At 69.7% G+C, this 22,219-nt stretch carries 23 protein-coding genes; 2 read left to right on the forward strand and 21 right to left on the reverse strand.

The genetic code is table 11. The features are described 5' to 3' along the window. Positions 1-4: 4 nt before the first annotated feature. From ACFLIM_RS09190 to ACFLIM_RS09205, 4 genes are all read right to left on the reverse strand, one after another. Positions 5-1,555: an extracellular solute-binding protein gene (locus ACFLIM_RS09190; RefSeq protein WP_393164013.1), complete on the reverse strand. Its 1,551-nt coding sequence runs from the start codon at positions 1,553-1,555 to the stop codon at positions 5-7. Then, entirely contained in the window at positions 1,552-2,181 is a 630-nt protein-coding gene (locus tag ACFLIM_RS09195; RefSeq protein ID WP_393164014.1) for a YesL family protein, read from the reverse strand. The genes ACFLIM_RS09190 and ACFLIM_RS09195 overlap by 4 nt, the downstream gene beginning before the upstream one ends. A gap of 220 nt (positions 2,182-2,401) precedes the next feature. Continuing rightward, positions 2,402-3,421, reverse strand: coding sequence for a LacI family DNA-binding transcriptional regulator (locus ACFLIM_RS09200; protein ID WP_393164015.1), 1,020 nt, complete (start codon positions 3,419-3,421; stop codon positions 2,402-2,404). A gap of 136 nt (positions 3,422-3,557) precedes the next feature. Continuing rightward, the gene (locus ACFLIM_RS09205) at positions 3,558-4,214 is read right to left on the reverse strand and encodes an acVLRF1 family peptidyl-tRNA hydrolase (RefSeq protein ID WP_393164016.1); all 657 of its coding nucleotides are present in this window, start codon (positions 4,212-4,214) and stop codon (positions 3,558-3,560) included. Positions 4,215-4,369: 155 nt separating this feature from the next. On the opposite strand from ACFLIM_RS09205, the gene ACFLIM_RS09210 reads away from it, so the two are divergent. Beyond that, positions 4,370-5,395, forward strand: coding sequence for an EAL domain-containing protein (locus ACFLIM_RS09210; protein ID WP_393164017.1), 1,026 nt, complete (start codon positions 4,370-4,372; stop codon positions 5,393-5,395). Positions 5,396-5,426: 31 nt separating this feature from the next. Further along, positions 5,427-6,701: an aminotransferase class V-fold PLP-dependent enzyme gene (locus ACFLIM_RS09215; protein ID WP_393164018.1), complete on the forward strand. Its 1,275-nt coding sequence runs from the start codon at positions 5,427-5,429 to the stop codon at positions 6,699-6,701. A gap of 10 nt (positions 6,702-6,711) precedes the next feature. On the opposite strand, the gene ACFLIM_RS09220 is transcribed toward ACFLIM_RS09215, so the two are convergent. From ACFLIM_RS09220 to ACFLIM_RS09300, 17 genes are all read right to left on the reverse strand, one after another. Further along, positions 6,712-7,317, reverse strand: a complete 606-nt coding sequence (locus ACFLIM_RS09220) for a response regulator (protein ID WP_393164047.1) — start codon at positions 7,315-7,317, stop codon at positions 6,712-6,714. After that, positions 7,314-8,453 carry a sensor histidine kinase gene (locus ACFLIM_RS09225; protein ID WP_393164019.1) on the reverse strand — a complete coding sequence of 380 codons (1,140 nt, stop codon included), beginning with the start codon at positions 8,451-8,453 and terminating at the stop codon, positions 7,314-7,316. Before ACFLIM_RS09225 ends, ACFLIM_RS09220 begins: the two co-directional genes overlap by 4 nt. After that, positions 8,450-9,184: an ABC transporter permease gene (locus ACFLIM_RS09230; RefSeq protein WP_393164021.1), complete on the reverse strand. Its 735-nt coding sequence runs from the start codon at positions 9,182-9,184 to the stop codon at positions 8,450-8,452. The genes ACFLIM_RS09225 and ACFLIM_RS09230 overlap by 4 nt, the downstream gene beginning before the upstream one ends. Then, the gene (locus tag ACFLIM_RS09235; RefSeq protein WP_393164022.1) at positions 9,184-10,068 is read right to left on the reverse strand and encodes an ABC transporter ATP-binding protein; all 885 of its coding nucleotides are present in this window, start codon (positions 10,066-10,068) and stop codon (positions 9,184-9,186) included. Before ACFLIM_RS09235 ends, ACFLIM_RS09230 begins: the two co-directional genes overlap by 1 nt. A 69-nt stretch (positions 10,069-10,137) precedes the next feature. Then, complete coding sequence (locus tag ACFLIM_RS09240; RefSeq protein WP_393164023.1) at positions 10,138-10,722, reverse strand: carbonic anhydrase; 585 nt, start codon at positions 10,720-10,722, stop codon at positions 10,138-10,140. A 43-nt stretch (positions 10,723-10,765) separates the two neighbouring features. After that, positions 10,766-11,611: an ATP phosphoribosyltransferase gene (hisG, locus tag ACFLIM_RS09245; RefSeq protein ID WP_393164024.1), complete on the reverse strand. Its 846-nt coding sequence runs from the start codon at positions 11,609-11,611 to the stop codon at positions 10,766-10,768. Positions 11,612-11,675: 64 nt separating this feature from the next. Beyond that, the gene (locus ACFLIM_RS09250; RefSeq protein ID WP_393164026.1) at positions 11,676-11,939 is read right to left on the reverse strand and encodes a phosphoribosyl-ATP diphosphatase; all 264 of its coding nucleotides are present in this window, start codon (positions 11,937-11,939) and stop codon (positions 11,676-11,678) included. Positions 11,940-12,102: 163 nt separating this feature from the next. Then, positions 12,103-14,043: a DEAD/DEAH box helicase gene (locus ACFLIM_RS09255; protein ID WP_393164028.1), complete on the reverse strand. Its 1,941-nt coding sequence runs from the start codon at positions 14,041-14,043 to the stop codon at positions 12,103-12,105. A gap of 305 nt (positions 14,044-14,348) precedes the next feature. Beyond that, a complete protein-coding gene (locus tag ACFLIM_RS09260) occupies positions 14,349-14,708 on the reverse strand; it encodes a metal-sulfur cluster assembly factor (RefSeq protein ID WP_393164029.1) in 360 nt (119 codons plus the stop codon). Continuing rightward, complete coding sequence (gene sufU / locus ACFLIM_RS09265) at positions 14,705-15,145, reverse strand: Fe-S cluster assembly sulfur transfer protein SufU (RefSeq protein WP_393164030.1); 441 nt, start codon at positions 15,143-15,145, stop codon at positions 14,705-14,707. The genes ACFLIM_RS09260 and sufU overlap by 4 nt, the downstream gene beginning before the upstream one ends. Before the next feature lie 2 nt (positions 15,146-15,147). After that, a complete protein-coding gene (locus ACFLIM_RS09270; RefSeq protein ID WP_393164031.1) occupies positions 15,148-16,401 on the reverse strand; it encodes a cysteine desulfurase in 1,254 nt (417 codons plus the stop codon). Further along, positions 16,398-17,144: a Fe-S cluster assembly ATPase SufC gene (gene sufC / locus ACFLIM_RS09275; RefSeq protein WP_393164032.1), complete on the reverse strand. Its 747-nt coding sequence runs from the start codon at positions 17,142-17,144 to the stop codon at positions 16,398-16,400. The genes ACFLIM_RS09270 and sufC overlap by 4 nt, the downstream gene beginning before the upstream one ends. After that, positions 17,145-17,462 (reverse strand): non-heme iron oxygenase ferredoxin subunit, encoded by a 318-nt coding sequence (locus ACFLIM_RS09280; protein ID WP_393164033.1) that lies wholly within the window; start codon positions 17,460-17,462, stop codon positions 17,145-17,147. Further along, positions 17,459-18,583 (reverse strand): Fe-S cluster assembly protein SufD, encoded by a 1,125-nt coding sequence (sufD, locus tag ACFLIM_RS09285; RefSeq protein WP_393164034.1) that lies wholly within the window; start codon positions 18,581-18,583, stop codon positions 17,459-17,461. The genes ACFLIM_RS09280 and sufD overlap by 4 nt, the downstream gene beginning before the upstream one ends. Next, the gene (sufB, locus tag ACFLIM_RS09290; protein WP_393164035.1) at positions 18,583-19,995 is read right to left on the reverse strand and encodes a Fe-S cluster assembly protein SufB; all 1,413 of its coding nucleotides are present in this window, start codon (positions 19,993-19,995) and stop codon (positions 18,583-18,585) included. The genes sufD and sufB overlap by 1 nt, the downstream gene beginning before the upstream one ends. After that, positions 19,992-20,681: a helix-turn-helix transcriptional regulator gene (locus ACFLIM_RS09295; protein WP_393164048.1), complete on the reverse strand. Its 690-nt coding sequence runs from the start codon at positions 20,679-20,681 to the stop codon at positions 19,992-19,994. Before ACFLIM_RS09295 ends, sufB begins: the two co-directional genes overlap by 4 nt. A 193-nt stretch (positions 20,682-20,874) precedes the next feature. Further along, on the reverse strand, positions 20,875-22,101 hold the full coding sequence (locus ACFLIM_RS09300) for a multidrug effflux MFS transporter (protein WP_393164037.1): 1,227 nt from the start codon (positions 22,099-22,101) through the stop codon (positions 20,875-20,877). Positions 22,102-22,219: the final 118 nt, after the last annotated feature.

Below are 22,219 nucleotides of genomic sequence, written 5' to 3' on the forward strand. Positions count from 1 at the left end.
GGGGTCAGTTGCCGAGCTTGGAGACCAGGTCGTTGACCTCTGCCGCCACCTGCGTGCCGCCACTGTCGTACCAGCGCTTGATCTCCGCCTTCAGCTGCTCTTCCGTGAACGTCCCCGACAGGTACTTGATCCGGGCGTCGGGGATGATCGTGTCGATCTGCGCGCCCCTGGAGACGGCGGTGGGCGAGATGACCGGCAGGGCCGGGTTGAACACGGCCGTCTTGAGGTCTTCCGCCATCAACTCGTTCTGGAGCTTGATCATGTCCTTGTACGGCTGGCCAGACGGCGTGCGCGGGTAGGCGATGCCGCCGATGTCGGTGTCGCCCTTGAAGCCGAGCTGGACGAAGGCGTCGTCGGCGTTGTCCTGGACGGTCCTGACCACGGGGTCGGTCTCGTTGATCAGCGAGGCGGTGTTGTCCACCACCTGGTAGTTGCGGCCCTCGATGCCGTTCATGACCAGGTTCTGGCCCTCCTTCGAGCCCAGCTTGTCCAGAGCCTTCAGCACGTTGTCGAGGTCCTGCTCGGTCGGCACGCTCTGCCTGGAGATGGCCAGGACGTCGAGGTAGCCGGTGAACGGGAGGGAGAACTTCTTGCCGTCGGAGCGCTTGAGGTTGCCGACCATGGCGACTTTGTCACCGTAGTTCTTGTCGCCGTCGTCCCTGAACAGGTCGAACACCTGCCGGGAACGGACGTTCACGTCGATGATCATGCCGCCCTTGCCGTGGAAGAACGGTTCGTTCCACTTGGCCGAGTCGAGGGTGGCGAAGTCCGGGTTGACCAGACCCTCGCCGACCATCTTCTTGAGGAACCTGTTCGCCTCGAGGAACTCGGGGGTGTCGAACCCGGGGACGAGCTTGCCGTTGCGCTCGCCCCAGCCGTTCGGCGCGCCGAACCAGGTCTCGAGCGTGTCGTAGGGGCTGTTAGTGGCGTAGTTGCCCGGCCACTTCGGGATGATCAGGCCGTAGGTGTCCTTCTTGCCGTTGCCATCGGGGTCCTTCTCGGCGAACGCCTTGGCGATGTTGTAGAGGTCGTCCACGGTCTCGGGCAGCTTCAGGTCCAGCTTCTCCAGCCAGTCCTTGCGGATCACCATCGCCGAGCGCAGCTGGGGCCGCATCCGGTAGATGCCGTAGATCTTGCCGTTGACGGAGGCGTTGAGCGCGGTGCGCTGGTCCATCGGCTTCAGGTTCGGATACTTGTCCAGCTTGTCGGTCAGGTCCCAGAACGCTCCGGCCTGCGCCGCGTTGACGAACGCCGGGAGCTTCGGGTCCACGACCATGACCTGCGGGATCTTGTCCGAGGCGAGCGTGACGTTCAGCTTGTCCGTGTACTCGGCGTTGGGAACCCAGGTGACCTGGAGCTTCTTGCCGAGGAACTTCTCGACCGCCTGCTGCATCTCCCCCTCGGGATCGGGCGCGGTGCCGAACAGCTTGGACATGACGGTCAGCGTGTTGCCGTCGACGGCGGGTGCGCCGCCGCCTGAGCAGGCCGAGGCGGTGAGAGCAGCCGTTAGCGTTAACACACCGGCGATGAGCCGCCGGCGACGGGGTGCGCTCATGTGTTCCCTTTCGAATGCAGGCGCGCCTCGTTCTCCTCGAAGAAGCGCAGGCAGAGCCACGTATTGAGGTAAATCCAGGCGCCGAAGCTGATCACCGGCGCGAGGAGGGGCGCCGCCGAGGTCGCGTAGGCGATGGCTGAGAGCGCTAGCAGCAACAGCACGGACGAGGCCGGGCGCATGAGCGCTAGCTGGGAGGCCTTGGGCCAGTAGGCCCACAACGGCAGGTCGAAGTGCGCGTAGAGCGGGCCCACGTAGGCCCCGACCCCGGCCAGTGCGAGGAGCGCCACGAGGGTCGCGATCCGCAACGCTCCCATGCCGGGCCCGAGTGCGGAGAAGTACAGGTAGTTGCCGACCAGGACGGTGGCGACCGCCGCCGCCGGCAGGACCAGCAAGGATGCCCGGACGAACTCCCGCCGGTAGACGGTCCAGAACTCGCCCCAGGCCTGAAACGATTCATTACGGGCATGCCGCCGAGCCAGCGTATACGCGGCCACGGTGGCCGGCCCGAGCCCCAGCACCACGCCCCCGGCCAGGGTGAACACCATCCACATCAGATTCAGCCGAGCCGCCCAGATGAGCTCTGAGCAGGCTGCCTGAATCCTGATCGACATGGCGGGCTGGTTCATCCGGCACCACCTTCTCGTGGCCTGTGCACGGATACGGGGGTGAAGTGTTGCACCGTTGTTCCTGGCCGGTTACCAGCCAGTGAACGGCGGTTGGTGCGAAGTTAGTGTTGAATCGACTCAAAGTCAATGACGAGTCATCCGGAGATTTACCTATTTCTCCAACCAGCACCGCCGTGAAGTGGCACGCCGAACAGCGTCAGGTATGTGCCATCCCGCCGCTTCAGCGGTCGCGGCGCAAGGCGCTGGACTCGCGGATCACCAGGTCGGGCTGGAAGATCACCTGCCGGTGCCGGTGCTGCTCGGGCTCGGCGACCTCCTCCAGCAGCAGATCGATGGCCGTACGCCCCAGCAGCAACCGGGGTTGCCGGACCGAGGACAGCGGCACCGCGGCCGCCGCGGCGAAGTCGATGTCGTCGTACCCGATGATGGCCAGGTCCTCGGGCACCCTCAGCCCATGCGTGGCCATCGCCTGTAAAAAGCCGAGCGCCATCATGTCGTTGGCGCAGAAGGCCGCTGTGGGGCGCTCCTCGGCGGGCAGCGCCGCCACGCGTTCCCCGATGGCCCGCCCCTCGGCCACGGTCAGCGCGGGCGCGGTGGAGGTGAGCAGCTCGACGGCGCCTTCTGCGGCGGCCACGGCGCTGGTGACGCCCGCGTGCCGGTCGGCCACCTGTTTGATCGACGGCGGCCCCCCGACGAACATGATCCGCCGATGCCCCCGTTCGATGAGATGGGCACCGGCGATCTGCCCCCCGAGCCGGTCGTCGACGGCCACCGAGCACTGCAGCCCGGTGGCGGGGCTGTCGACCAGCACCACGGGCGTGCCCCGGGCGGCCAGCTCCGCCAGCCAGGGGCTCTCCATCGCGACAGGGGTGATCAGTATGCCCATGACCCGCTGCTGTTCGAGCTGGTCGAGGTGGCGGCGCTCGCGGCCGGGGTCGCCGGCGCTGTTGCAGAGCACCACCATCGTGTCGTGGTCGTCGGCCACCGACTCGGCGCCCTGGGCCACGTCCACGAAGAAGGGGTTGGACACATCGAGCACGACGAGACCGACCGTACGGCTGCGCCCCACCCGCAGATGGCGGGCCACCTCGTTGCGGACGAAGCCCAGCTTCTTGATCGCTTCGAAGACGCGTTCGCGGGTGGCCGGGGACACGATCTCCGGGCGGTTGAGCACATTGCTCACCGTGCCCACAGAGACGCGCGCCAACTGCGCGACCTCTTTGATGTTCCTGGTCGCCATCGATCCTCACGAGGCCGTGCTGCTGTAAGCGCAGAAACCGCTACTTGCGGTGGACCGTTCGACGCGGCCCACCGTGATCTCGCTCATCATAGCGGCATTGAAGATTCTATTGAATCGTCTCAACCCCCCGGAACGGTCAGGGCGGGTCGATCACGCGGACCCGGACCGCGCGGAACGTGGCCGGGGTGTCCCGGAGCACGGCCAGCCTCGGGTCGGGCACCACCAGGAACGGCTCCGCCTCCAGCGCGAGCAGGGGCGCCAGCCGCCGGTCCGGCCGCAGCGCGTCCACCGCCCGGCGGTCCCCGCCGAGCACCACCCCGTCCAACTCCCCCAGGTACGGCGTCAGCACCCGCACCGCCGTCTCCACCGCGTCGTCGAACGCCTGGGCCGCCTGTTTGCTCCGCCGCCTGGCGAAGCGCTGCTGCGACCACCCGCCGGCCGCCGTACGCCCCTGCACCAGCCGCGACCCCACCTTGGACGCCACCAGCGAGGACCCGTGGAAGACGCCGGCCGCGTACCCGCCGAGCCGCACCAGGAACACCCCCACCCGCCGCTCCGCGGAAGCATGGCTGACGAGCCGGGTGACATGCGGCGGCCCGGGCGGCGTCATGGGCGGGAAGGGCACGTGCAGCTCGGCCACGGCCCCGTCCGCGGCGAGCAGTCGCACCACCTGGGAGTCCCCCGTCGCGGAGAAGGGACCATGACGCGCGGCGAACCCGTCGATCCACGGGTGCACGCGCTCCGGCGGCACCGTGACCCACCGGCCGCCGCCCCTGGCCGGACGCGCACTCATGTCCGAAGGCTAGCGGAACCACGACAGGCCCCCGAATGACCGCAGGCTAACCCACCGTGATTCCCCGCACACCAGACCGGCAAACAAAACGAAATGTCGGTGAATTCAGCTTCAAGCCACTTCTGTCCCGCCGGTGGCACCGGAATCATCTGAACGTGTCCTCCCTGCTCACCAGCCCCATGGTGGATCTCGACACCGGGGCCGTCATCGCCCACCCCGCCGTCGTGGACTCCACCGGCGCCCTCCGGGCGACCCCGCTGCCCATGGTGCTGGAGTTGCCCATCAGGGTGGTGCTCTCAGGCGCGGGCGCCCTGGCCCCCCTGCACGAAGCGCTCAGAAGGGCCGGCCGGCATCCGCGCGAGGCGATCCTGCTGCTCACTGGAGCGTGCCAAGAGCAGGACCGGCCGCTGCTGAGGGTCGGCATCGACAGCCTGCGCACGTTCGGCTACCTCCTCGGCTTCGCCGACGTGGGGACCCGGGGCGTGGCCCTGGACCTGGTCACGGACGCGTCCCCGTACCTGCTGGCCCTCGACCCCGAGCTGGTCAGCCGCATCCCCGGCGACTTCAGGGCGTCCGCGGTGGCGCGGGCGGTGGTGACACTGGCCCGCGGCATCGGCGCGCACGTGCTGGCCCCCGCCATCGAACGCGAGGCGCAGCTCGCGGTGGCCCGCGGCTTCGGGGTACGCCTCGCGCACGGCCCCCTGCTGGCCCCCGGCCCCGACGGCAAGGTACGCGTGCCGCTCCCCGTCACCGACGAGTCCCCGGCCACGGCCCTGCTCGGCCCCCGCGTGCAGGAGCTGCTGATGCCGGCCGTGACCCTGCCGGAGGAGGCGAAGGCGGAGGACGTCGTGGAGGCGTTCGGGCAGGAGCCGACGATCACCAGCGTGATCCTGGTGGACGAGTTCCAGCGGCCGAAGGGCAGCCTGGACCGCAGCAGGTTCCTGCTGTCGTTCGCGGCCCGCTACGGCCACGCGCTGCACGGCGCGAAGCCGGCCCAGCGGCTGGCCGACCCGCCGCGCACGGTGCCGCGGACCACCCCGGCGATCGCGGCCATGCAGGCGGCGGGCAGGGACTCGGCCCGCGTCTACGACGACCTGGTCGTGACCGACGAGATGAACCGCTGCCTGGGCATCGTGCGCGTCTCCGACCTGATCAGGCAGGTGACCTCGATCAGGGGCTAACGCGGAGGCGGCGCCGGGGTAGGAAGGAGGCATGCGTCTCGACAGGAGGGCCCTGCTCAGTGCGGGGATGCTGACCGGGGTGGCCGCGTGCACGAGCAAGCCCGCGCCCAAGGCCCCCGCCTTCGACCCCGCCGACTGGGCCTCCGTCAGGGCCCAGTTCGCGCTGGATCCCGCGTACGGGCAGTTCGCGGCGTTCGTGCTGGCCCCCGCCCCGGCACCGGTCCGCGCGGCGATCAGGGCGCACCGCGACGCCCTGGACGCCGACCCCGAATACACCCCGCCGGGCTCCCCCGACCAGACGGTACGCGAGGCGGCCGCCCGCCACCTGGGCGCGCAGCCGGGCGAGATCGCGCTGACCGACAGCACCACGATGGGTCTCGGCCTGCTCTACTCCGGCATCAGGCTGCGCCCAGGCCAGGACGTGCTCACCACCGAGCACGACTTCCTCGCCACCCACGAGGGCCTGCGGCTGCTGGCCGAGCGCACCGGCGCGAAGGTACGCAGGGTCAGGCTGTACGATGACCCGGCCCGCGCCACGGCCGATCGGATGGTCGAAGCGGTCAAGGCAGGGCTCGGCCCGCGCACCAGAGTGGTCGCGGTCACCTGGGTGCACTCCAGCACCGGCGTGCGCGTGCCCGTCCGCGCCATCGCCGACCTGCTGACCGAGGCGAACAGGGGCCGCGAGGAGCACGACAGGGCGTTGTTGTGCGTGGACGGGGTGCACGGGTTCGGCGCGATGGCCGACGGGGTGACGGACCTGGGCTGCGACTTCCTGGCCAGCGGCACGCACAAGTGGCTGTTCGGGCCGCGCGGCACCGGCATCGTGTGGGGCCGGGCCTGGGACGCGATCGCCCCGATCATCGCCAGCTTCAGCGGGGCCGCGTTCGACGCGTGGCAGAACGGCGGGTCGACCGGGGCGAGCACGGCCGAGCTGGTCACGCCCGGCGGCTACAAGGCGTTCGAGCACCGGTGGGCGATGGCGCAGGCGTTCGGGTTCATGTCGGCGATCGGCAGGGACCGCGTCCAGCGGCGTACGCAGGAGCTGGCCACCAGGCTCAAAGCGGGGCTGGGCGAGATCCCGCACGTCACCCTGGCCACGCCGCGGGCGCCGGAGTTGTCGGCCGGGCTGGTGTGCTGCTCGCTCGTCGGCCTGCGACCGCTGGAGGCGGTGGACCGGCTGCGCGGGCAGAAGGTGCTCGCGAGCGTGACGCCGTACAATCCCTCGCTGTTGCGGTTCGGGACCAGTATCGTGACCAGCCCCGAGCAGGTGGACCAGGCGATCAAGGCAGTGGAGGGCCTGCGCTGAGCCGGTATTGCTAGACCCAGCCCTGGGCTCTGGCGCGCTGCACGGCCTCGATGCGGTTGCGGGCGCGCGTCTTCTGGATGGCCGACGACAGGTAGTTGCGCACGGTCCCCTCCGACAGGTGCAGCCGCCTGGCGATGTCGCCGATGGTCGACCCGTCCGCCGCCGCGGCCAGCACGTCGCGCTCGCGCCCCGACAGCGGGTTGGGCCCGGCGCTGAGCGCCGCCGCGGCCAGCCCGGGATCGATGACCCGCTCCCCCGCGTGCACCCGCCGGATGGCCGCCGCCAGCTCCCTGGCCGGGCTGTCCTTCACCATGAACGCCACCGCGCCCGCCTCCATCGCCGTGCGCAGATAGCCGGGCCGCCCGAACGTGGTCAGGATCATCACCCGGCACCCCGGCACCTGGTCGGAGATCCTGGCCCCGGCGGTGAGCCCGTCCATGCCGGGCATCTCGATGTCGAGCAGCGCGATGTCGGGCCGCACCTTGACCGCGACGGCGACCGCCTCCTCGCCGTTCGCGGCCTCGCCGACGACCTCGATGTCGGGCTCCAGGCCCAGCAGGGACGCCAGCGCGCCGCGTACCATGCCCTGGTCCTCCGCGAGCATCACCCGGATCACGCGCACGCCTCCACCCTGGCGGGGACCCGCACCCGCAGCCGGTGACCGCCGCCGGCCTCGGGACCCGCCGCCACGGTGCCGCCCGCGTCCGCCACCCGCTCGCCGAGACCGCGCAACCCGCTGCCCAGTTCGTACGCCCCGCCGCCGCTTCCGTTGTCCATGATCTCCAGGGTGGCGTGCCCGCCGTCGAACGTCACCTTGATCTCGCAGGATGTCGCCCGCGCGTGACGTACGACATTGGTGGTGCCCTCGCGCACCGCCCATCCGAACAGCCCGTCGAGCGGGGCGGGCAGCGGCGTGCCCGAGATCCGCACCTGCTCGCGCACACCCGCCGCCCGCAACACGGCCCTGGCGCTGTCGATCTCCTCCGGCAGGCTGCGCTGCCGCCAGCCGGTGACCGCCTCCCGCACCTCCACCAGGGCCTTCCTGGCGACCGACTCGATGTCCTCGATCTCCTTGCGCACCTGCGGCGACTGCTCGGCCAGCCGCCCGGCCAGCTCGCTCTTGAGCACGATCAGCGACAGGCTGTGGCCCAGCAGGTCGTGCAGGTCGCGGGAGATCCGCAGCCGCTCCTCGGTGGCGGCCAGCCTGGCCACCTCGTCCTGCGCCACGCGGAGCTTGACGGTGAGCGCCCGGCTGTTGCGTACGCTGATGAACAGCACCCCCAGCGTCACGACCTGGAGGGCCAGCACGAGTATGCCCCCCAGATCGTTGCCGTTGATGATGCCCGCGCCGATGACCACGACCAGGTTCGCCAGGATGGCCCACAACGCCCACGCGGCGGGCAGCGTGAACCCGTAGAGCACGACGGTGTAGACGGGCAGGCTCAGCCAGGAGCCGCCGAAGACGAGCGCCCCGACCACCCCGAGCACGGTGGTGACCCCGAGCAGGGGGTAGGTCCAGGGGCCGCGTTCGAGGAAGCTCTTGGCGCTCAGCACCGTCGACAGGAACGAGGCGACGAACGCCAGGAGCACCACGCCCGCCCAGATCGCGCGGGTCCCCGTGACCACCCCCATCACGATCTCCGTGATGGGGAAGACCAGATAGACAAGGCCGACCGAGATGCCGAGCAGCCGCCGCTTGCGCGACGGCGTGCCGTCGGCCTCCCCGAAGCTGATCCTGTCCGCGAAGCTCATGCTCGTACGGTAGCCCGCCGGTAGAGGTAGGCGGCCGCGCCCCCGAGCACGACCGCCCACCCGGCGACGACCAGCACGTCCGTCAGCGGCAGACCGTGGCCGGCGACGAGGCTCTGGCCCAGGTTCGCGTAGTGGAACGACGGAGTCAGGTCCGCGACCGTCTTCAGGGTGTCGCCGAGCACCTCGGGCGGGAACCACAGTCCGCCGCCGATCGCCAGCGCGAACATGCAGATCATCGCGGCCGGCTGGGCCGCGTCGGCCGACAACACGGACCCGATGGCCAGCCCCAGCGCGACGAACGGCAACACGCCGAGCCACAACACGAGTAGCAGTGGCACCCACGTGCCCACCGGCAGCGACACGCCCTGCTGCACGATCGCGACCACGCTGACCAGCACCAGCGACGGCAGCACCAGCACCAGCGCGGCACCCAGCTTGGTGGCGATGATCGCCCAGCTCGGCAGCGGGGTGATCTGGAGCTGGCGCAGCCAGCCCGACTGCCGCTCGGTGGCCCACGGGACCGCCGAGCTCATCATGGAGGCGGCCAGCGCCCCGTAGGCGGCCATCGACACCATCAGCACGACGTTGTACGGCACGCCGCCCGGGTCGGTCTGCTTGCCGTAGATGTTGGCGTTGATCAGGTAGAGCAGGACGGGGAAGGCGACCACGAAGATGAGGTAGCGCCGGTTGCGCAACATCCGCAGGGCCTCGGTCTTGGCGTAGTAGAGCATCAGGACTCCCTGGTGAGCGCGAGGAAGGCGGATTCGAGGTCGGCGCCGGACAGTTGCAGGCCGCGCACGTCGAGCGTGGTGCCCCGGTAGAGCCCGGCGAGGGTGGCATCCACGTCGGAGGTGTGCAGCGTGGCCGTGCCCGCCAGCACCTCGACGGCGGTGACGCCCGGCAGCAGGTCGAGCCCGGCGGCGGGCTGGTCGCCGATGGCGAAGCTCACGCTCTGGCCGCCGACGCCCGCCTTGATCTCGGCGGCGGTGCCGTCGGCCGCCAGCTTGCCCTTGGCGATCACGATCACCCGGTCGGAGTGCTCGTCGGCCTCCTCCAGGTAGTGGGTGGCGAACAGCACGGTCCTGCCGCCCGCCGCGTAGTCGTGCATGCTGGCCCAGAACCGCAGCCTGGACTCCACGTCCATGGCCGCGGTGGGCTCGTCCAGCAGCAGGATCCTGGGCGCGCCCGCGATCGCCAGGGCGAACCTGACGCGCTGCGTCTGCCCGCCGGACAACTTGTTGGCCCGCCGCGCGGCCAGGTCGGACAGGTCGGCCAGCGCGAGGATCTCGTCGAGGTCGAGGGGGCGCGGGTAGAGCCTGCGTACCAGGTCGATGAGCTCTTTGACGGAGAGTTCGGGGATGAGGGCGCCGTCCTGGAGCATGGCGCCCAACTGGCCCGCTTTGACCGCCTGGGCGGGGGTGTTGCCGAGGAGGGTGATCGTGCCTTGTGTGGGCGTGAGCAGGCCGAGGAGCAGGTTGATGGAGGTCGACTTGCCCGCCCCGTTCGGGCCCAGCAGGGCGACGGTGTTGCCGGGCTCGATGGCGAGCGAGAGGTCGTCGACGGCGAGCACGTCCCCGTAGTGCTTGCTGACGTGGTCGAACACGATGGCGTTCATGTAAGGAACGCTACGGGTGGGGATCTTGCCAGGTTAGTGCGTTCCCTCCGGCGTCGGCGGTGACATTTGTCAGGCGACGCGGCTCATCAGGCCCGTGTCGAGGCTGTAGTAGGCGCCGATCACGGTGGCGGCGCCGTGCACGAGGGGGTCGGCTCTCAGGCGCGAGACGGTGCGCAGGATGTGGGCGCGGACCATGGGCTCGACCTGGCCGTCGGAGGTGGCGTAGGCGGGTTCGAGTGCCGCGACGAGGTGGGGCAGGTCGCCGGGCAGCGTCTCCCGCCTGCGTAAGGCCCGGGCGGCGGCGGTGACCGCGCCGCAGCGCTGGTGGCCTAAGACGACGACGAGGGGCGCGCGCAGGGCCTGCGGGCCGTACTGCACGGCGGCGGTGACCAGCGAGTCGAGCGTGTGCGCCGCGGTGCGCACGACCAGGAGGTCGCCGATGCCGGCGTCGAACACCACCTCGGGCGGCACCCGCGAGTCGATGCACGACAGCACCACCGCATGGGGTGACTGGCTCGCCGCGACCTGTCTCCTGCGTTCGGGGTCCTGGCGGGGGCGGTGGGACGTGCCCGCCGCCCAGCGCCGGTTGCCCTGCTCCAACATGGCCCACATCTGCCTGGCGGTGCCACGCCAGGCGACCAGTTCGTCACGCACGGTTCCGATATGCCCGCCCTGCCGGTGGCCTAGCGGGCAGATCTCACAGGCGGCAGGCGTAGATGTCGGTGACCAGGATGGCTCTTGCGCCGATGTCCCATAGCTGGTCCATCACGTGCTGGTGGCCCTTGCGCCGGACCATGGCGCGCACGGCGACCCAGCCCTCGCGGTGCAGCGGCGAGACCGTGGGGCCCTCCATGCCGGGGGTGAGCGCGATGGCCTCCTCGATGCGCTCGGCGCGGATGTCGTAGTCCATCATGACGAAGTCGCGGGCGTGCACGACGCCCTGGACGCGGCGCACGAGCTGGCCGAGGCCCGGCGTGTCGGGCGCGCTCTGCCGCTTGATCAGCACGGCCTCCGACCGCATGATCGGGTCGCCGAACACCTCCAGGCCGACGTTGCGCAGCGTGGTGCCGGTCTCCACGACGTCGGCGACGGCATCGGCCACGCCGAGCCGGATGGCGGTCTCGACGGCCCCGTCCAGCTTGATCACGCGGGCGTCGACGCCCTGGTCGGAGAGGTATTTGTCGAGCAGGCCCGCGTAGGAGGTGGCGATGCGCCGGCCGTTCAGGTCTTCGACCGAGGTCATCGTGCCGACCCCGGCGGCCAGGCGGAAGGTGGAGCCGCCGAAGCCGAGCGGCATGATCTCCTCGACGGGCGCGCCGGAGTCGATCAGCATGTCCCTGCCGGTGATGCCGACGTCGAGCGTGCCTTCCCCGACGTAGACGGCGATGTCGCGGGGGCGCAGGAAGAACAGCTCGCAGCCGCTGTCCTCGTCGACGACGACGAGCTCCTTGCTGTCCCTGCGGGACCGGTAGCCGGCCTCTTTGAGCATGTTCTGGGCGGCCTCGCTGAGGGCGCCCTTGTTGGGTACTGCCAGACGCAGCATGTCAGGTCCTTCGGATGTCTCGCTGTTGCTTCTCCAGGGGCTCGACGGCGGGGCGCTCGGCGCCCTAGAGATGCTTGTAGACCTGGTCGAGCCCGATGCCCTTGGCGATCATGAGCACCTGCACGTGGTAGAGGAGCTGGGAGATCTCCTCGGCGGTCCTGTCGTCTGACTCGTGCTCGGCCGCCATCCAGGTCTCGGCGGCCTCCTCGACGACCTTCTTGCCGATGGCATGGACGCCGGCGTCGAGCGCGGCCACGGTGCCCGAGCCCGCGGGCCGGGTCGTGGCCTTCTCTGACAGCTCGGCGAACAGCTCTTCGAAGGTCTTCATGGTCTCTCTCGTGGGTTGGCTGACGTGCGTGTCAAGCCTAGTCTGCGCCAGGCAGTGGCGCCGCCTCGCGTCCGCCACGCGAGACGGCCCCTGGAAACAGCCCAAAGAAAACAGCGCTGCCCGCCGCGCCCTCTGGGGGCGCGGCGGGCAGCGGACGATCAGGTCAGCGCTCGAAGCGCCGGCCCGAGTTGCTGCGGTAGCCGCCGTTACCACGCTCGTCCGTACGGCCGCCGCCGGGGCGGTAGCCGTCACGCGGCCCACGCTCGTCGGAACGGTAACCGTCACGCGGCCCACGCTCATCGGGGCGGTAACCGTCACGCGGCCCACGGTCGTCGGAGCGGGGGCCACGGTCACGATCGGCCGAGAACGGGCGGCCACGGTCGGAGCCGAACCGGCCGCCGCGGTCGTCGGAGCGGTAGCCGCCACCACGCTGGCCGCGGTCGTCCTGCCGGAACGCGGGCCGGTCGTCGGAGCGGTAGCCACCGCGCGGTCCGCCGTCACGTCGCCTCTCGACGGGGCGGTCGTCACCGAACGTGCGCGGCTCCTGCGAACGGTGCCCCGCCCCGAACGGCCGCTCGCCCTCGGCGTGCCGGCGCGGACGACGGTCCTCGCCGGACGGCGTGCTCGGCCGGTCGCCGTCCTCGTGGCGACGCGGACGCCGGTCACCGTCGAACTCGCGACGCGGACTGCGGTCACCGTCGAACTCGCGGCGCGGGCGACGGTCCTCACCGGAGGACCCGGACGGCCGGTCGCCGTCCTCGTGACGGCGCGGACGCCGGTCACCGTCGAAGTCGCGACGCCCGCCACGGCGCCCGCCGCGACGCTCGGAGGTGCCCCCGTCGCGGCGCGGACGCAGCGGCTTGCGGACGTCCGGCTCCCAGACGGGAATGGCCTCGCCGCTCGGCACGCGGGCGCCGGTCACCTCGGCGAGCCGGGGGTGACCCGGGATGGCCTTCAGGCGGAACGGGTGGATCCCGGCGCGCCGGGTGAGCTGGTCGGTCGAGCGGCGCTCGTTGGGCAGCACCAGCGTGACGACGGTGCCCTTCTCGCCCGCGCGGGCCGTGCGGCCGCCCCGGTGCAGGTAGCTCTTGTGGTCCTGCGGCGGGTCCACGTGCAGCACCAGGCTGATGTTGTCGACGTGGATGCCGCGGGCCGCGACGTCGGTGCAGACCAGCACGCCGATGGAGCCCTCGCGGAACTCGGCGAGGATGCGGGTGCGCTGGTTCTGGCGCTTGCCGCCGTGCAGACCGCCCGCCTTGACGCCGACCCTGGCCAGCTGCTTGCACAGCCGGTCCACGCCGTGCTGGGTGCGGACGAAGATGATCGTACGGCCCTCGCGGTTGGCGATCTCGGCCGTGACGTCGAACTTGTCGTCACGCGAGACCTGCAACACGTGGTGCTCCATGGTCTCGACCGGCGAGGTCGCGGGGGCCACGGAGTGCGTGATCGGGTTCTTGAGGAAGCGCTGCACCAGCTTGTCGACGTCACCGTCGAGCGTGGCAGAGAACAGCAGCCGCTGCCCGCTCGTCGGCGTCTGCGCGAGCAGGTCGGTGACGACGGGGAAGAAGCCGAGGTCGCACATGTGGTCGGCCTCGTCCAGGACGCTGACCTCGATCTCGGACAGGGAGCACTCGCCCTGCCTGATCAGGTCGCCCAGGCGGCCGGGGGTGGCGATGATGACGTCGACGCCGCGCCGCAGGGCCTCGATCTGCTTGCCCATGGACATGCCGCCGACGACGACCTTCATGCGCAGGCCCAGGCCGCGGCCCAGCGGCTCCAGGGCGTCGTGCACCTGGAGCGCGAGCTCGCGGGTGGGCACGAGGATCATCGCGCGGGGACGGCCGGGGGACGGCTTCACGCCGGCGATGCGAGCCATGGTGGGCAGGCCGAAGGCGAGGGTCTTGCCGGAGCCGGTCTGGCCGCGGCCGAGCACGTCGCCACCGGCGAGCACGTCGGGGATCGTCGCGCTCTGGATGGGGAACGGGCTGTCGATGCCCTGCTTGGCCAGCCCGGTGACGAGCGGCTTGGGCAGGCCCAGCAGCTCGAACTCGGAGGGGCCCGGCTCGGGGGTTTCGCCTAGCGAGGGCATGACAGTGTCAAGCATGGTCACGAAAGTCGTGCCTTTCCGTCAAAGTGGCGCGTCACTTCTGCGAAAAGGACGAGCCGGGACGTACGGCGTGGGCCGTACACGTTCAGGGCACCCGCCGTCTGGGCGGGATGGAAAAGGGGGAATACACCAGGCACCGGCCGCAGGCGGCGCGAGACGCGCAATGAGGCGTCAGGTGTATCTGGTGCGTGCCAACGCCGGGATGTTATCGGATATTCCCCGGACGGGTCCGGACCTTCCGCAACCCTCTCTGGCACGCTGAAACGGCTGACGCTTTACGTCAGCCATAACAGCAGAAAAGATCAGACGTTAAATCCTAGCATACGGAGCTGGTCACGCCCCTCGTCGGTGATCTTGTCCGGGCCCCACGGTGGCAGCCAGACCCAGTTGATCTTGACGTCGGAGACCATGCCGTCGAGCGCGGAATGGGCCTGGTCCTCGATGACGTCGGTCAGCGGGCAGGCCGCGCTGGTCAGCGTCATGTCGATAGTGGCCACGGGGTGGCCGCCGTCGGCCGGGTCGAGGTTGAGCCCGTAGACGAGGCCGAGGTCCACGACGTTGATGCCGAGCTCGGGGTCGACGACGTCCTTGAGCGCCTCCATGACCTCCTCGACGGTCGTGTCACCGTCAAAGCCGGTCGGCGTCTCCACAGGCTTACTCATTCGGCAGCACTCCTCACAACAGCGTCCTTATAAGCCATCCAGGAAAGCAACGCACATTTAACACGCGCCGGGAACTTGGCCACGCCCGCGAACGCTACCGCGTCGCCGAGCACCTCCTCGTCGGCCTCCACCTGTCCCCTGCCCTGCATGAGCCTGGTGAACTCGTCGACCACGGAGAGCGTCTCGCGGACCGTCGAGCCGGTGGCCAACTCGTGGAGCACGGAGGCGGCGGCCTGGCTGATCGAACAACCCTGGCCTTCGTAGGACACGTCCAGGATCTTGCCGGCGTCGCCCACCTTGACCCTGAGCGTGATCTCGTCGCCGCACGTGGGGTTCACGTGGTGAACCTCGGTGTCGTACGGCTCCCGCAGCCCCCGCCCCTGCGGGTGCTTGTAGTGCTCCAGGATCAGCTCCTGGTACATCGACTCGCCGATCATGGCTATGCGAACACCTTCTGAACGTGGTGGAGACCGCGCACCAGGGCGTCGATCTCGCCCGTGGTGTTGTACAGGTAGAACGACGCCCGCGTGGTCGCCGGTATTCCGAACCGCAGGTGCAGCGGGCGCGCGCAGTGGTGCCCGACGCGTACGGCGACGCCGAACTGGTCGTCCAGGATCTGCCCCACGTCGTGCGGGTGTATGCCCTCCAGCGTGAACGAGACCGTCCCACCGCGCTGTTCCAGCGTGCCGGGGCCGATGAGCCGCAGGGTGGGCACCTCGCGCAGGGCGTCGAGCGCGTAGGCCGTCAGCGTGCGCTCGTGCGCCTCGATGGCCTCCATGCCGACCTCGGTGAGGTAGTCGACCGCCGCGCCGAGCCCGATGGCCTCGACGATGGGCGGCGTGCCGGCCTCGAACTTGTGCGGCACCGCCGCGTACGTCGAGTGGTCCATCCAGACCGCCTCGATCATCTCGCCGCCGCCCAGGAACGGGGGCATGGCGTCGAGCAGCTCGCCCTTGCCCCAGAGCACGCCGATGCCCGAGGGGCCGACCATCTTGTGACCGGTGAAGGCCACGAAGTCGGCGCCCAGCTCGGCCACGTTCACCGGGTGGTGCGGCACGGACTGGGACGCGTCGAGCATGATCAGCGCGCCCACCTCGTGCGCCCGCCTGGCGACCTCGGCGACCGGGTTGACGGTGCCGAGGACGTTGGACTGGTGGGCGATCGAGACGATCTTCGTACGCTCGGTGATGACCGCCGGGTCGTAGTCGAGGCGGCCGTCGTCGGTGACGCCGAACCACTTCAGCGTCGCGCCGGTGCGCTGCACGAGCAGCTGCCACGGCACGATGTTGGAGTGGTGCTCCATCTCGGAGATGACGATCTCGTCACCGGGGCCGAGGGTGAAGCGCGGGTCCGTGTTCGACCGGTTGCCGAAGGAGTAGGCGACCAGGTTGAGCGCTTCCGAGGCGTTCTTGGTGAAGACCACCTCGTCGCGCGACGCCCCGACGAAACCGGCGACCTTGTCGCGGGCGCCCTCGTAGGCCTCGGTCGACTCGGCGCCGAGCACGTGCATGGCCCGCCCGACGTTGCTGTAGTGCAGCGCCAGGTGGTCGCGCATGGTCTCGATGACCTGGTTGGGCTTCTGCGAGGAGTTGCCCGAGTCGAGATAGACGAGCGGGCGCCCGTCGGGCAGCTCGCGGGAGAAGACCGGGAAGTCCTTCCTGATCTTCTCCACATCCAAGCTGTTGGAAATCATGCAGACGCCTTCGTGTACTGCTCGTAGCCCTCGGCCTCGAGCTTCTCGGCCAGTTCCGGGCCGCCCTCCTCGACGATCCGCCCGCCCGCGAAGACGTGCACGAAGTCCGGCTTCACGTAGCGCAGGATGCGGGTGTAGTGCGTGATGAGCAGCACGCCGGTCTCGCCGGAGGCGCGGAAGCGGTTGATGCCCTCCGACACCACGCGCAGCGCGTCCACGTCGAGGCCCGAGTCGGTCTCGTCGAGCACCGCGATCTTCGGCTTGAGCAGCTCCAGCTGGAGGATCTCGTGGCGCTTCTTCTCACCGCCGGAGAAGCCCTCGTTCAGGTTGCGCTGGGCGAAGGCGGAGTCGATGGACAGGGCGTCCATGCCGTTCTTGAGGTCCTTGGCGAACTCGCGCAGCTTGGGCGCCTCGCCGCGGACGGAGGTGACGGCCGAGCGCAGGAAGTTCGAGACCGACACGCCGGGGACCTCGACGGGGTACTGCATGGCCAGGAACAGGCCCGCGCGGGCCCGCTCGTCGACCTTCAGCTCCAGCAGGTCCACGCCGTCCAGCAGCACCTGGCCGCTGGTGATGGTGTATTTGGGGTGGCCGGCGATCGCATAGGCGAGCGTCGACTTGCCCGAGCCGTTCGGGCCCATGATGGCGTGGGTCTGGCCGGACTTCACGGTCAGGTTGACGCCGCGCAGGATTTCCTTGCTGTCTACGGCGACGTGCAGGTCACGGATCTCTAGGACTGACACTTATGACTCCTTCGAGAGCGAGACGAGGACGTCGTCGCCGTCGATCTTGACTGTGTAGACGTTCACGGGCCTGGTGGCGGGCGGTCCTGTGGGCTTGCCCGAGCGGATGTCGAAGCACGAGCCGTGCAGCCAGCACTCCAGCGTGCCGTCGTAGACCTCGCCCTCGCTGAGCTTCACCTCGGCATGGGAGCACACGTCGTGCAGCGCGAACACCTCGCCGCCCTTGCGGATGAGCGCGACCGGCGTCTCGCCCACCTCGACTCCGAGGGCACCCCCGTCGGGGATGTCATCGAGCTTGCACACCTTCTCGAAACTCATCGGGCGAGCTCCGCCTCCACCGCGGTGAGCACCCGCTCGCGGATCTCCTCGACCTGGATCTTCTCGATGAGCTGGCCCAGGAAGCCCCTGATGACCAGGCGGCGGGCCTCGTCGTAGGGGATGCCGCGGGCCTGGAGGTAGAAGGTGTGCTCGTCGTCGAGCCGGCCGGAAGCGGAGGCGTGCCCCGCTCCCGCCACCTCGCCGGTGAGGATCTCCAGGTTGGGCACCGAGTCGGCGCGAGCGCCGTCGGTCAGGATGAGGTTGCGGTTGAGCTCGTAGGTGTCGGTGCCCTCGGCCTCGACCCTGATGATCACGTCGCCGATCCAGACGGCGTGCGCGTCCTCGCCCTGCAGGGCGCCGCGGTAGTCGACGTTGCTCTTGCAGTTGGGCTGCGAGTGATCGACCAGCAGGCGGTGCTCCAGGTGCTGGCCCGCGTCCACGAAGTAGACGCCCGACATGTCGGCGTCGCCGCCGGGACCGGTGTAGGACACCGTGGGCGACAGCCGTACGAGGTCGCCGCCGAGCGTCACCACGAAACCGCGGAACGTCGCGTCCTTGCCGAGCTGCGCGTGGTGGTGCGAGACGTGCACGGCGTCGTCGTCCCACTCCTGCAGGCTGACGACCTTGAGCGTGGCGCCCTCGCCGACGACGAACTCGATGTTGTCGGCGTAGACCGCCGTGCCCTCGTGCTCGATGACGACGGTCGCCTGCGCCAGGGGCTCGACCACGACCACGATGTGGCCGTAGGCCGCGCCTTCGCCGCCGCGCCCCTTGATCTCGATCGAGATGATGTCGGCGAGCTCGGCCTCCTTGGGCACGGTCACGACCAGCGCCTTCTCGAAGGCGGTGTACGCCTGGGCGCTGACGCGGTCGGCGGGCACGTAGGCCTTGCCGATGCGCTCGTCGTCGCGGCCGACCCATTCGGCGCGCACGCCCTCGGGCGTGTACGCCTGGGTGACGACCTGCCCGTTGGCGGCGGCCTTGCCGTTGTGCAGGCCCTTCAGGCGCGAGAGCGGCGTGAAGCGCCACGCCTCCTCGCGCCCGGTCGGGACCTCGAAGTCGGCCAGGTCGTAGGACGCCTTCTCGTGCAGGGTCGACAAGGGCTTCTCGTTCAGGCCCATCAGCCGACGGCTCCTTCCATCTGCAGCTCGATCAGCCTGTTCAGCTCCAGGGCGTATTCCATCGGCAGCTCACGCGCGATCGGCTCCACGAAGCCGCGCACGATCATCGCCATCGCCTCGTCCTCGTCGAGTCCGCGGCTCATGAGGTAGAACAGCTGGTCCTCGCTGACCTTGGAGACCGTGGCCTCGTGGCCCATCTTGACGTCGTCCTCGCGGACGTCGACGTAAGGGTAGGTGTCGGAGCGGCTGATCTGGTCGACCAGCAGCGCGTCGCACTTGACGGTGCTGGCGCTGCCGTGGGCGCCCTCCTCGATCTGCACGAGACCGCGGTAGGAGGTACGGCCGCCGCCGCGCGCCACCGACTTGGAGATGACGGTGGAGCTGGTGTTGGGCGCCAGGTGCACCATCTTGGAGCCGGCGTCCTGGTGCTGGCCCTCGCCCGCGAACGCGACGCTCAGCGTCTCGCCCTTGGCGTGCTGGCCCATCAGGTAGACGGCCGGGTATTTCATCGTGACCTTGGAGCCGATGTTGCCGTCGATCCACTCCATGGTCGCGCCCTCGTACGCCACGGCGCGCTTGGTGACCAGGTTGTAGACGTTGTTGGACCAGTTCTGGATGGTCGTGTAACGGCAGCGGGCGTTCTTCTTCACGATGATCTCGACGACGGCGCTGTGCAGCGAGTCGCTGGAGTAGATCGGCGCGGTGCAGCCCTCGACGTAATGGACGTAGCTGTTCTCGTCCACGATGATCAGGGTCCGCTCGAACTGGCCCATGTTCTCGGTGTTGATCCGGAAGTACGCCTGCAGCGGGATCTCGACCTCGACGTTCGGCGGCACGTAGATGAACGAGCCACCGGACCACACGGCGGTGTTGAGCGCGGCGAACTTGTTGTCGCCGACCGGGATGATCGAGCCGAAGTATTCCTGGAAGATCTCCGGGTGCTCCTTCAGGCCCGTGTCGGTGTCGAGGAAGATGACGCCCTTCTCCTCGAGGTCCTCACGGATCTTGTGGTAGACGACCTCGGACTCGTACTGGGCTGCGACACCGGCGATGAGGCGCTGCTTCTCCGCCTCGGGGATGCCGAGCTTGTCGTAGGTGTTCTTGATGTCGGCGGGCAGCTCGTCCCAGGAAGCGGCCTGCTTCTCGGTGGAGCGCACGAAGTATTTGATGTTGTCGAAGTCGATGGCGGTGAGGTCGGAGCCCCACGTGGGCAGCGGCTTCCGGTCGAACAGGCGGAGGCCCTTCAGGCGAAGGTCGAGCATCCACTCCGGCTCGTTCTTGAGCCCGGAGATGTTGCGGACGACCTCTTCGGACAGGCCACGCTTGGCGGCCGCACCCGCGGCATCCGGGTCGGCCCAGCCGAACTTGTAATTCCCGAGGCCTTCCAGCTCCGGGCGGTCGGTGACAGTCACCTTCCGGTCTCCTTGCTCTTGTCTCTATGTGCGGATTGGCCCAAACTCTGCGGGCTCACGTGTGTCGTGCAGACCCCGTCGCCGTGCGCGATCGTGGCCAGGCGCTGCACCGGAGTGCCGAGCAGTTGCGCGAACGCCTCCGTCTCGGCCTCGCACAGCTGCGGGAACTCCGCAGCCGCGTGGGCCACCGGGCAGTGATGCTGGCAGAGCTGGTCGCCGCCCGACTTGGCCTTGCTGGCCGAGGCGGCATACCCCTCCGCCGACAGCGCCTGCGCCAGCACTTGCACGCGCTGGTCCGCCGGCACCGTCCGCATGACCGGCTCCAGCCGCCGCAGCAGGCTCGAGACCTGCGAGCGGGCGAAGTCGGACACCGCTTGTTCTCCCATGCGCTCGGCCAGGAACCGCAGCGCGCTCCCGGCCAGATCGTCATAGGCGTGCTCGAAGGCACTGCGCCCCGCGTCGGTGATCGCGAACAGCTTGGCGGGCCGTCCGCGCCCGCGCTGGCCGCGCGGGCGAACCGTGCGAGGCTCTATCATCCCGTCGGCCAGCAGCGCATCGAGGTGGCGGCGCACGGCTGCGGGGGTGAGCCCGAGCCGCTCGCCCAGCGCGGCCGCCGCGACGGGACCATGCTCGAGAATCAGCCTGGCCACGCGGGCGCGCGTAGTGCGCTCGCTACCGGGCTCCATCAAGGCCTGTTTCACTTGGTCGCTCACCGCTCCTCACTCGCTCCGCGGAGTCCCTTCCTTCGTCGGGGCCTCCACTCCGCTCGCTGCGTCGGGTTCGCTCCCGCTTTTCACAACATCAGTGTGCCGTAATTCCTTCCCGCCGCACAAACGGTTCGGAGCAGGTCGGGAATGGAATTCCTCACGCAGGCAAGCCTTACCTAATCTTGGTGCGCCCCAGGACGGCGAATGTCAAACCCGAGCAAAGGATGAGCCCCAGCATGACGCACGCCATCGGCACGGCGGTCCCCGCCCCGACCAGGCCGACCAGTGGGGCAGCCGCCGCCCCCAGTGCGAACTGCAGCACGCCGAGCAGGGCGGACGCGCTGCCCGCCACCTGAGCGGGCTGCGACGCGAGCGACAGAGCGCCGGTGCCGGGCAGGACCAGGCCCTGGCCGAGCATGATGACGAACAGCCCGCTCACGATGCCCCACAGGCCCAGCCCCGTGAGCGCGGCGGTCAGCAGCATCCCGGCGCCGACCAGGGCGATGAGCAGGCCGATGCGGACCAGGAGCACCGGCGGCACCCGACCGGACAACCGGCCGCCGAGCTGGGCCATGGCGGTCAGGGCGAACGCGTTGAGGCCGAAGATGAGGGAGTACTGCTGCGGCGTGGCGCCGTACACCTCCTGGAGCACGAACGGCGAGCCGGAGATGTAGCCGAACATCGCCCCGAACGCCAGCCCCGCGGTGAGCGCGAAGCCCATGAACGAGCGGTCGCGCAGGAGCCGCCAGAACGTGCCCGCCGTGTGCTTGAGCCCGCCGCTCTCCCGCTGGCCGGCGGGCAGCGTCTCGCGTACGCCGGGCAGCACCGCCAGCAGGAGCACCAGCCCCGCGACGCTGAGCGCCACGAAGACGCCTCGCCATGAGGTGAACGCGAGCAACTGGGCCCCCGCGATGGGCGCGAGGATCGGCGCCAGGCCGCTGACCAGCATGAGCGTGGCGAAGATGCGGGCGATGGCGGCGCCGTCATAGAGGTCGCGGACGACGGCGCGCACGATGACCAGGGCCGCGCCGCCCAGCATGCCCTGGAGCAGGCGGAAGGCGATGAGCATGGGCACCGAGGGCGCGAACGCGCACAGCAGCGAGGCCACCATGAACCCGGCCACGCCCACGATCAGCGGCACCCTCCTGCCGCGCACGTCGCTCACCGGCCCCGCGATCACCTGGCCGACGGAGACGCCGATGAGGCAGGCGGTGAGGGTGAGCTGAACCTGGGCGGGGGCGCTGAGCATCTCGGAGGTGATGGTGGGCAGCGACGGGAGGTACATGTCGATGGAGAGCGGCCCGATCGCCGACAACGCACCGAGGATCAGTAACAACAGTCCGCGACGGCCTTCCCGCCTCTGCTCGACGGCGGCGGACGTGGCTTCTGCCACGGACATGCGTGAACCCCTCTCCCTCGCAGGCTTGTGGCCCACGAGGGCCGAGAGATCAAACCAGGATTCGGTCCTCCTAATTCCCGTCCGGGAATTAGGAGGACTCGGGTTGGGGGTTTGGGGG

It is taken from the genome of Nonomuraea marmarensis, from assembly GCF_043197025.1.
Lineage (GTDB): Bacteria > Actinomycetota > Actinomycetes > Streptosporangiales > Streptosporangiaceae > Nonomuraea > Nonomuraea marmarensis.

Coding starts and splice junctions, on each gene's coding strand:
- ACFLIM_RS09270 (WP_393164031.1), bottom strand. CDS start 16,401: ATGATTTCCAACAGCTTGGATGTGGAGAAGATCAGGAAGGACTTCCCG.
- ACFLIM_RS09260 (WP_393164029.1), bottom strand. CDS start 14,708: ATGAGTAAGCCTGTGGAGACGCCGACCGGCTTTGACGGTGACACGACC.
- ACFLIM_RS09215 (WP_393164018.1), top strand. CDS start 5,427: ATGCGTCTCGACAGGAGGGCCCTGCTCAGTGCGGGGATGCTGACCGGG.
- ACFLIM_RS09255 (WP_393164028.1), bottom strand. CDS start 14,043: ATGCTTGACACTGTCATGCCCTCGCTAGGCGAAACCCCCGAGCCGGGC.
- ACFLIM_RS09300 (WP_393164037.1), bottom strand. CDS start 22,101: ATGTCCGTGGCAGAAGCCACGTCCGCCGCCGTCGAGCAGAGGCGGGAA.
- ACFLIM_RS09190 (WP_393164013.1), bottom strand. CDS start 1,555: ATGAGCGCACCCCGTCGCCGGCGGCTCATCGCCGGTGTGTTAACGCTA.
- ACFLIM_RS09295 (WP_393164048.1), bottom strand. CDS start 20,681: ATGGAGCCCGGTAGCGAGCGCACTACGCGCGCCCGCGTGGCCAGGCTG.
- ACFLIM_RS09200 (WP_393164015.1), bottom strand. CDS start 3,421: ATGGCGACCAGGAACATCAAAGAGGTCGCGCAGTTGGCGCGCGTCTCT.
- ACFLIM_RS09225 (WP_393164019.1), bottom strand. CDS start 8,453: ATGAGCTTCGCGGACAGGATCAGCTTCGGGGAGGCCGACGGCACGCCG.
- sufD (WP_393164034.1), bottom strand. CDS start 18,583: ATGGGCCTGAACGAGAAGCCCTTGTCGACCCTGCACGAGAAGGCGTCC.
- ACFLIM_RS09235 (WP_393164022.1), bottom strand. CDS start 10,068: ATGAACGCCATCGTGTTCGACCACGTCAGCAAGCACTACGGGGACGTG.
- ACFLIM_RS09230 (WP_393164021.1), bottom strand. CDS start 9,184: ATGCTCTACTACGCCAAGACCGAGGCCCTGCGGATGTTGCGCAACCGG.
- sufU (WP_393164030.1), bottom strand. CDS start 15,145: ATGATCGGCGAGTCGATGTACCAGGAGCTGATCCTGGAGCACTACAAG.
- ACFLIM_RS09205 (WP_393164016.1), bottom strand. CDS start 4,214: ATGAGTGCGCGTCCGGCCAGGGGCGGCGGCCGGTGGGTCACGGTGCCG.
- hisG (WP_393164024.1), bottom strand. CDS start 11,611: ATGCTGCGTCTGGCAGTACCCAACAAGGGCGCCCTCAGCGAGGCCGCC.
- ACFLIM_RS09195 (WP_393164014.1), bottom strand. CDS start 2,181: ATGAACCAGCCCGCCATGTCGATCAGGATTCAGGCAGCCTGCTCAGAG.
- ACFLIM_RS09250 (WP_393164026.1), bottom strand. CDS start 11,939: ATGAAGACCTTCGAAGAGCTGTTCGCCGAGCTGTCAGAGAAGGCCACG.
- ACFLIM_RS09280 (WP_393164033.1), bottom strand. CDS start 17,462: ATGAGTTTCGAGAAGGTGTGCAAGCTCGATGACATCCCCGACGGGGGT.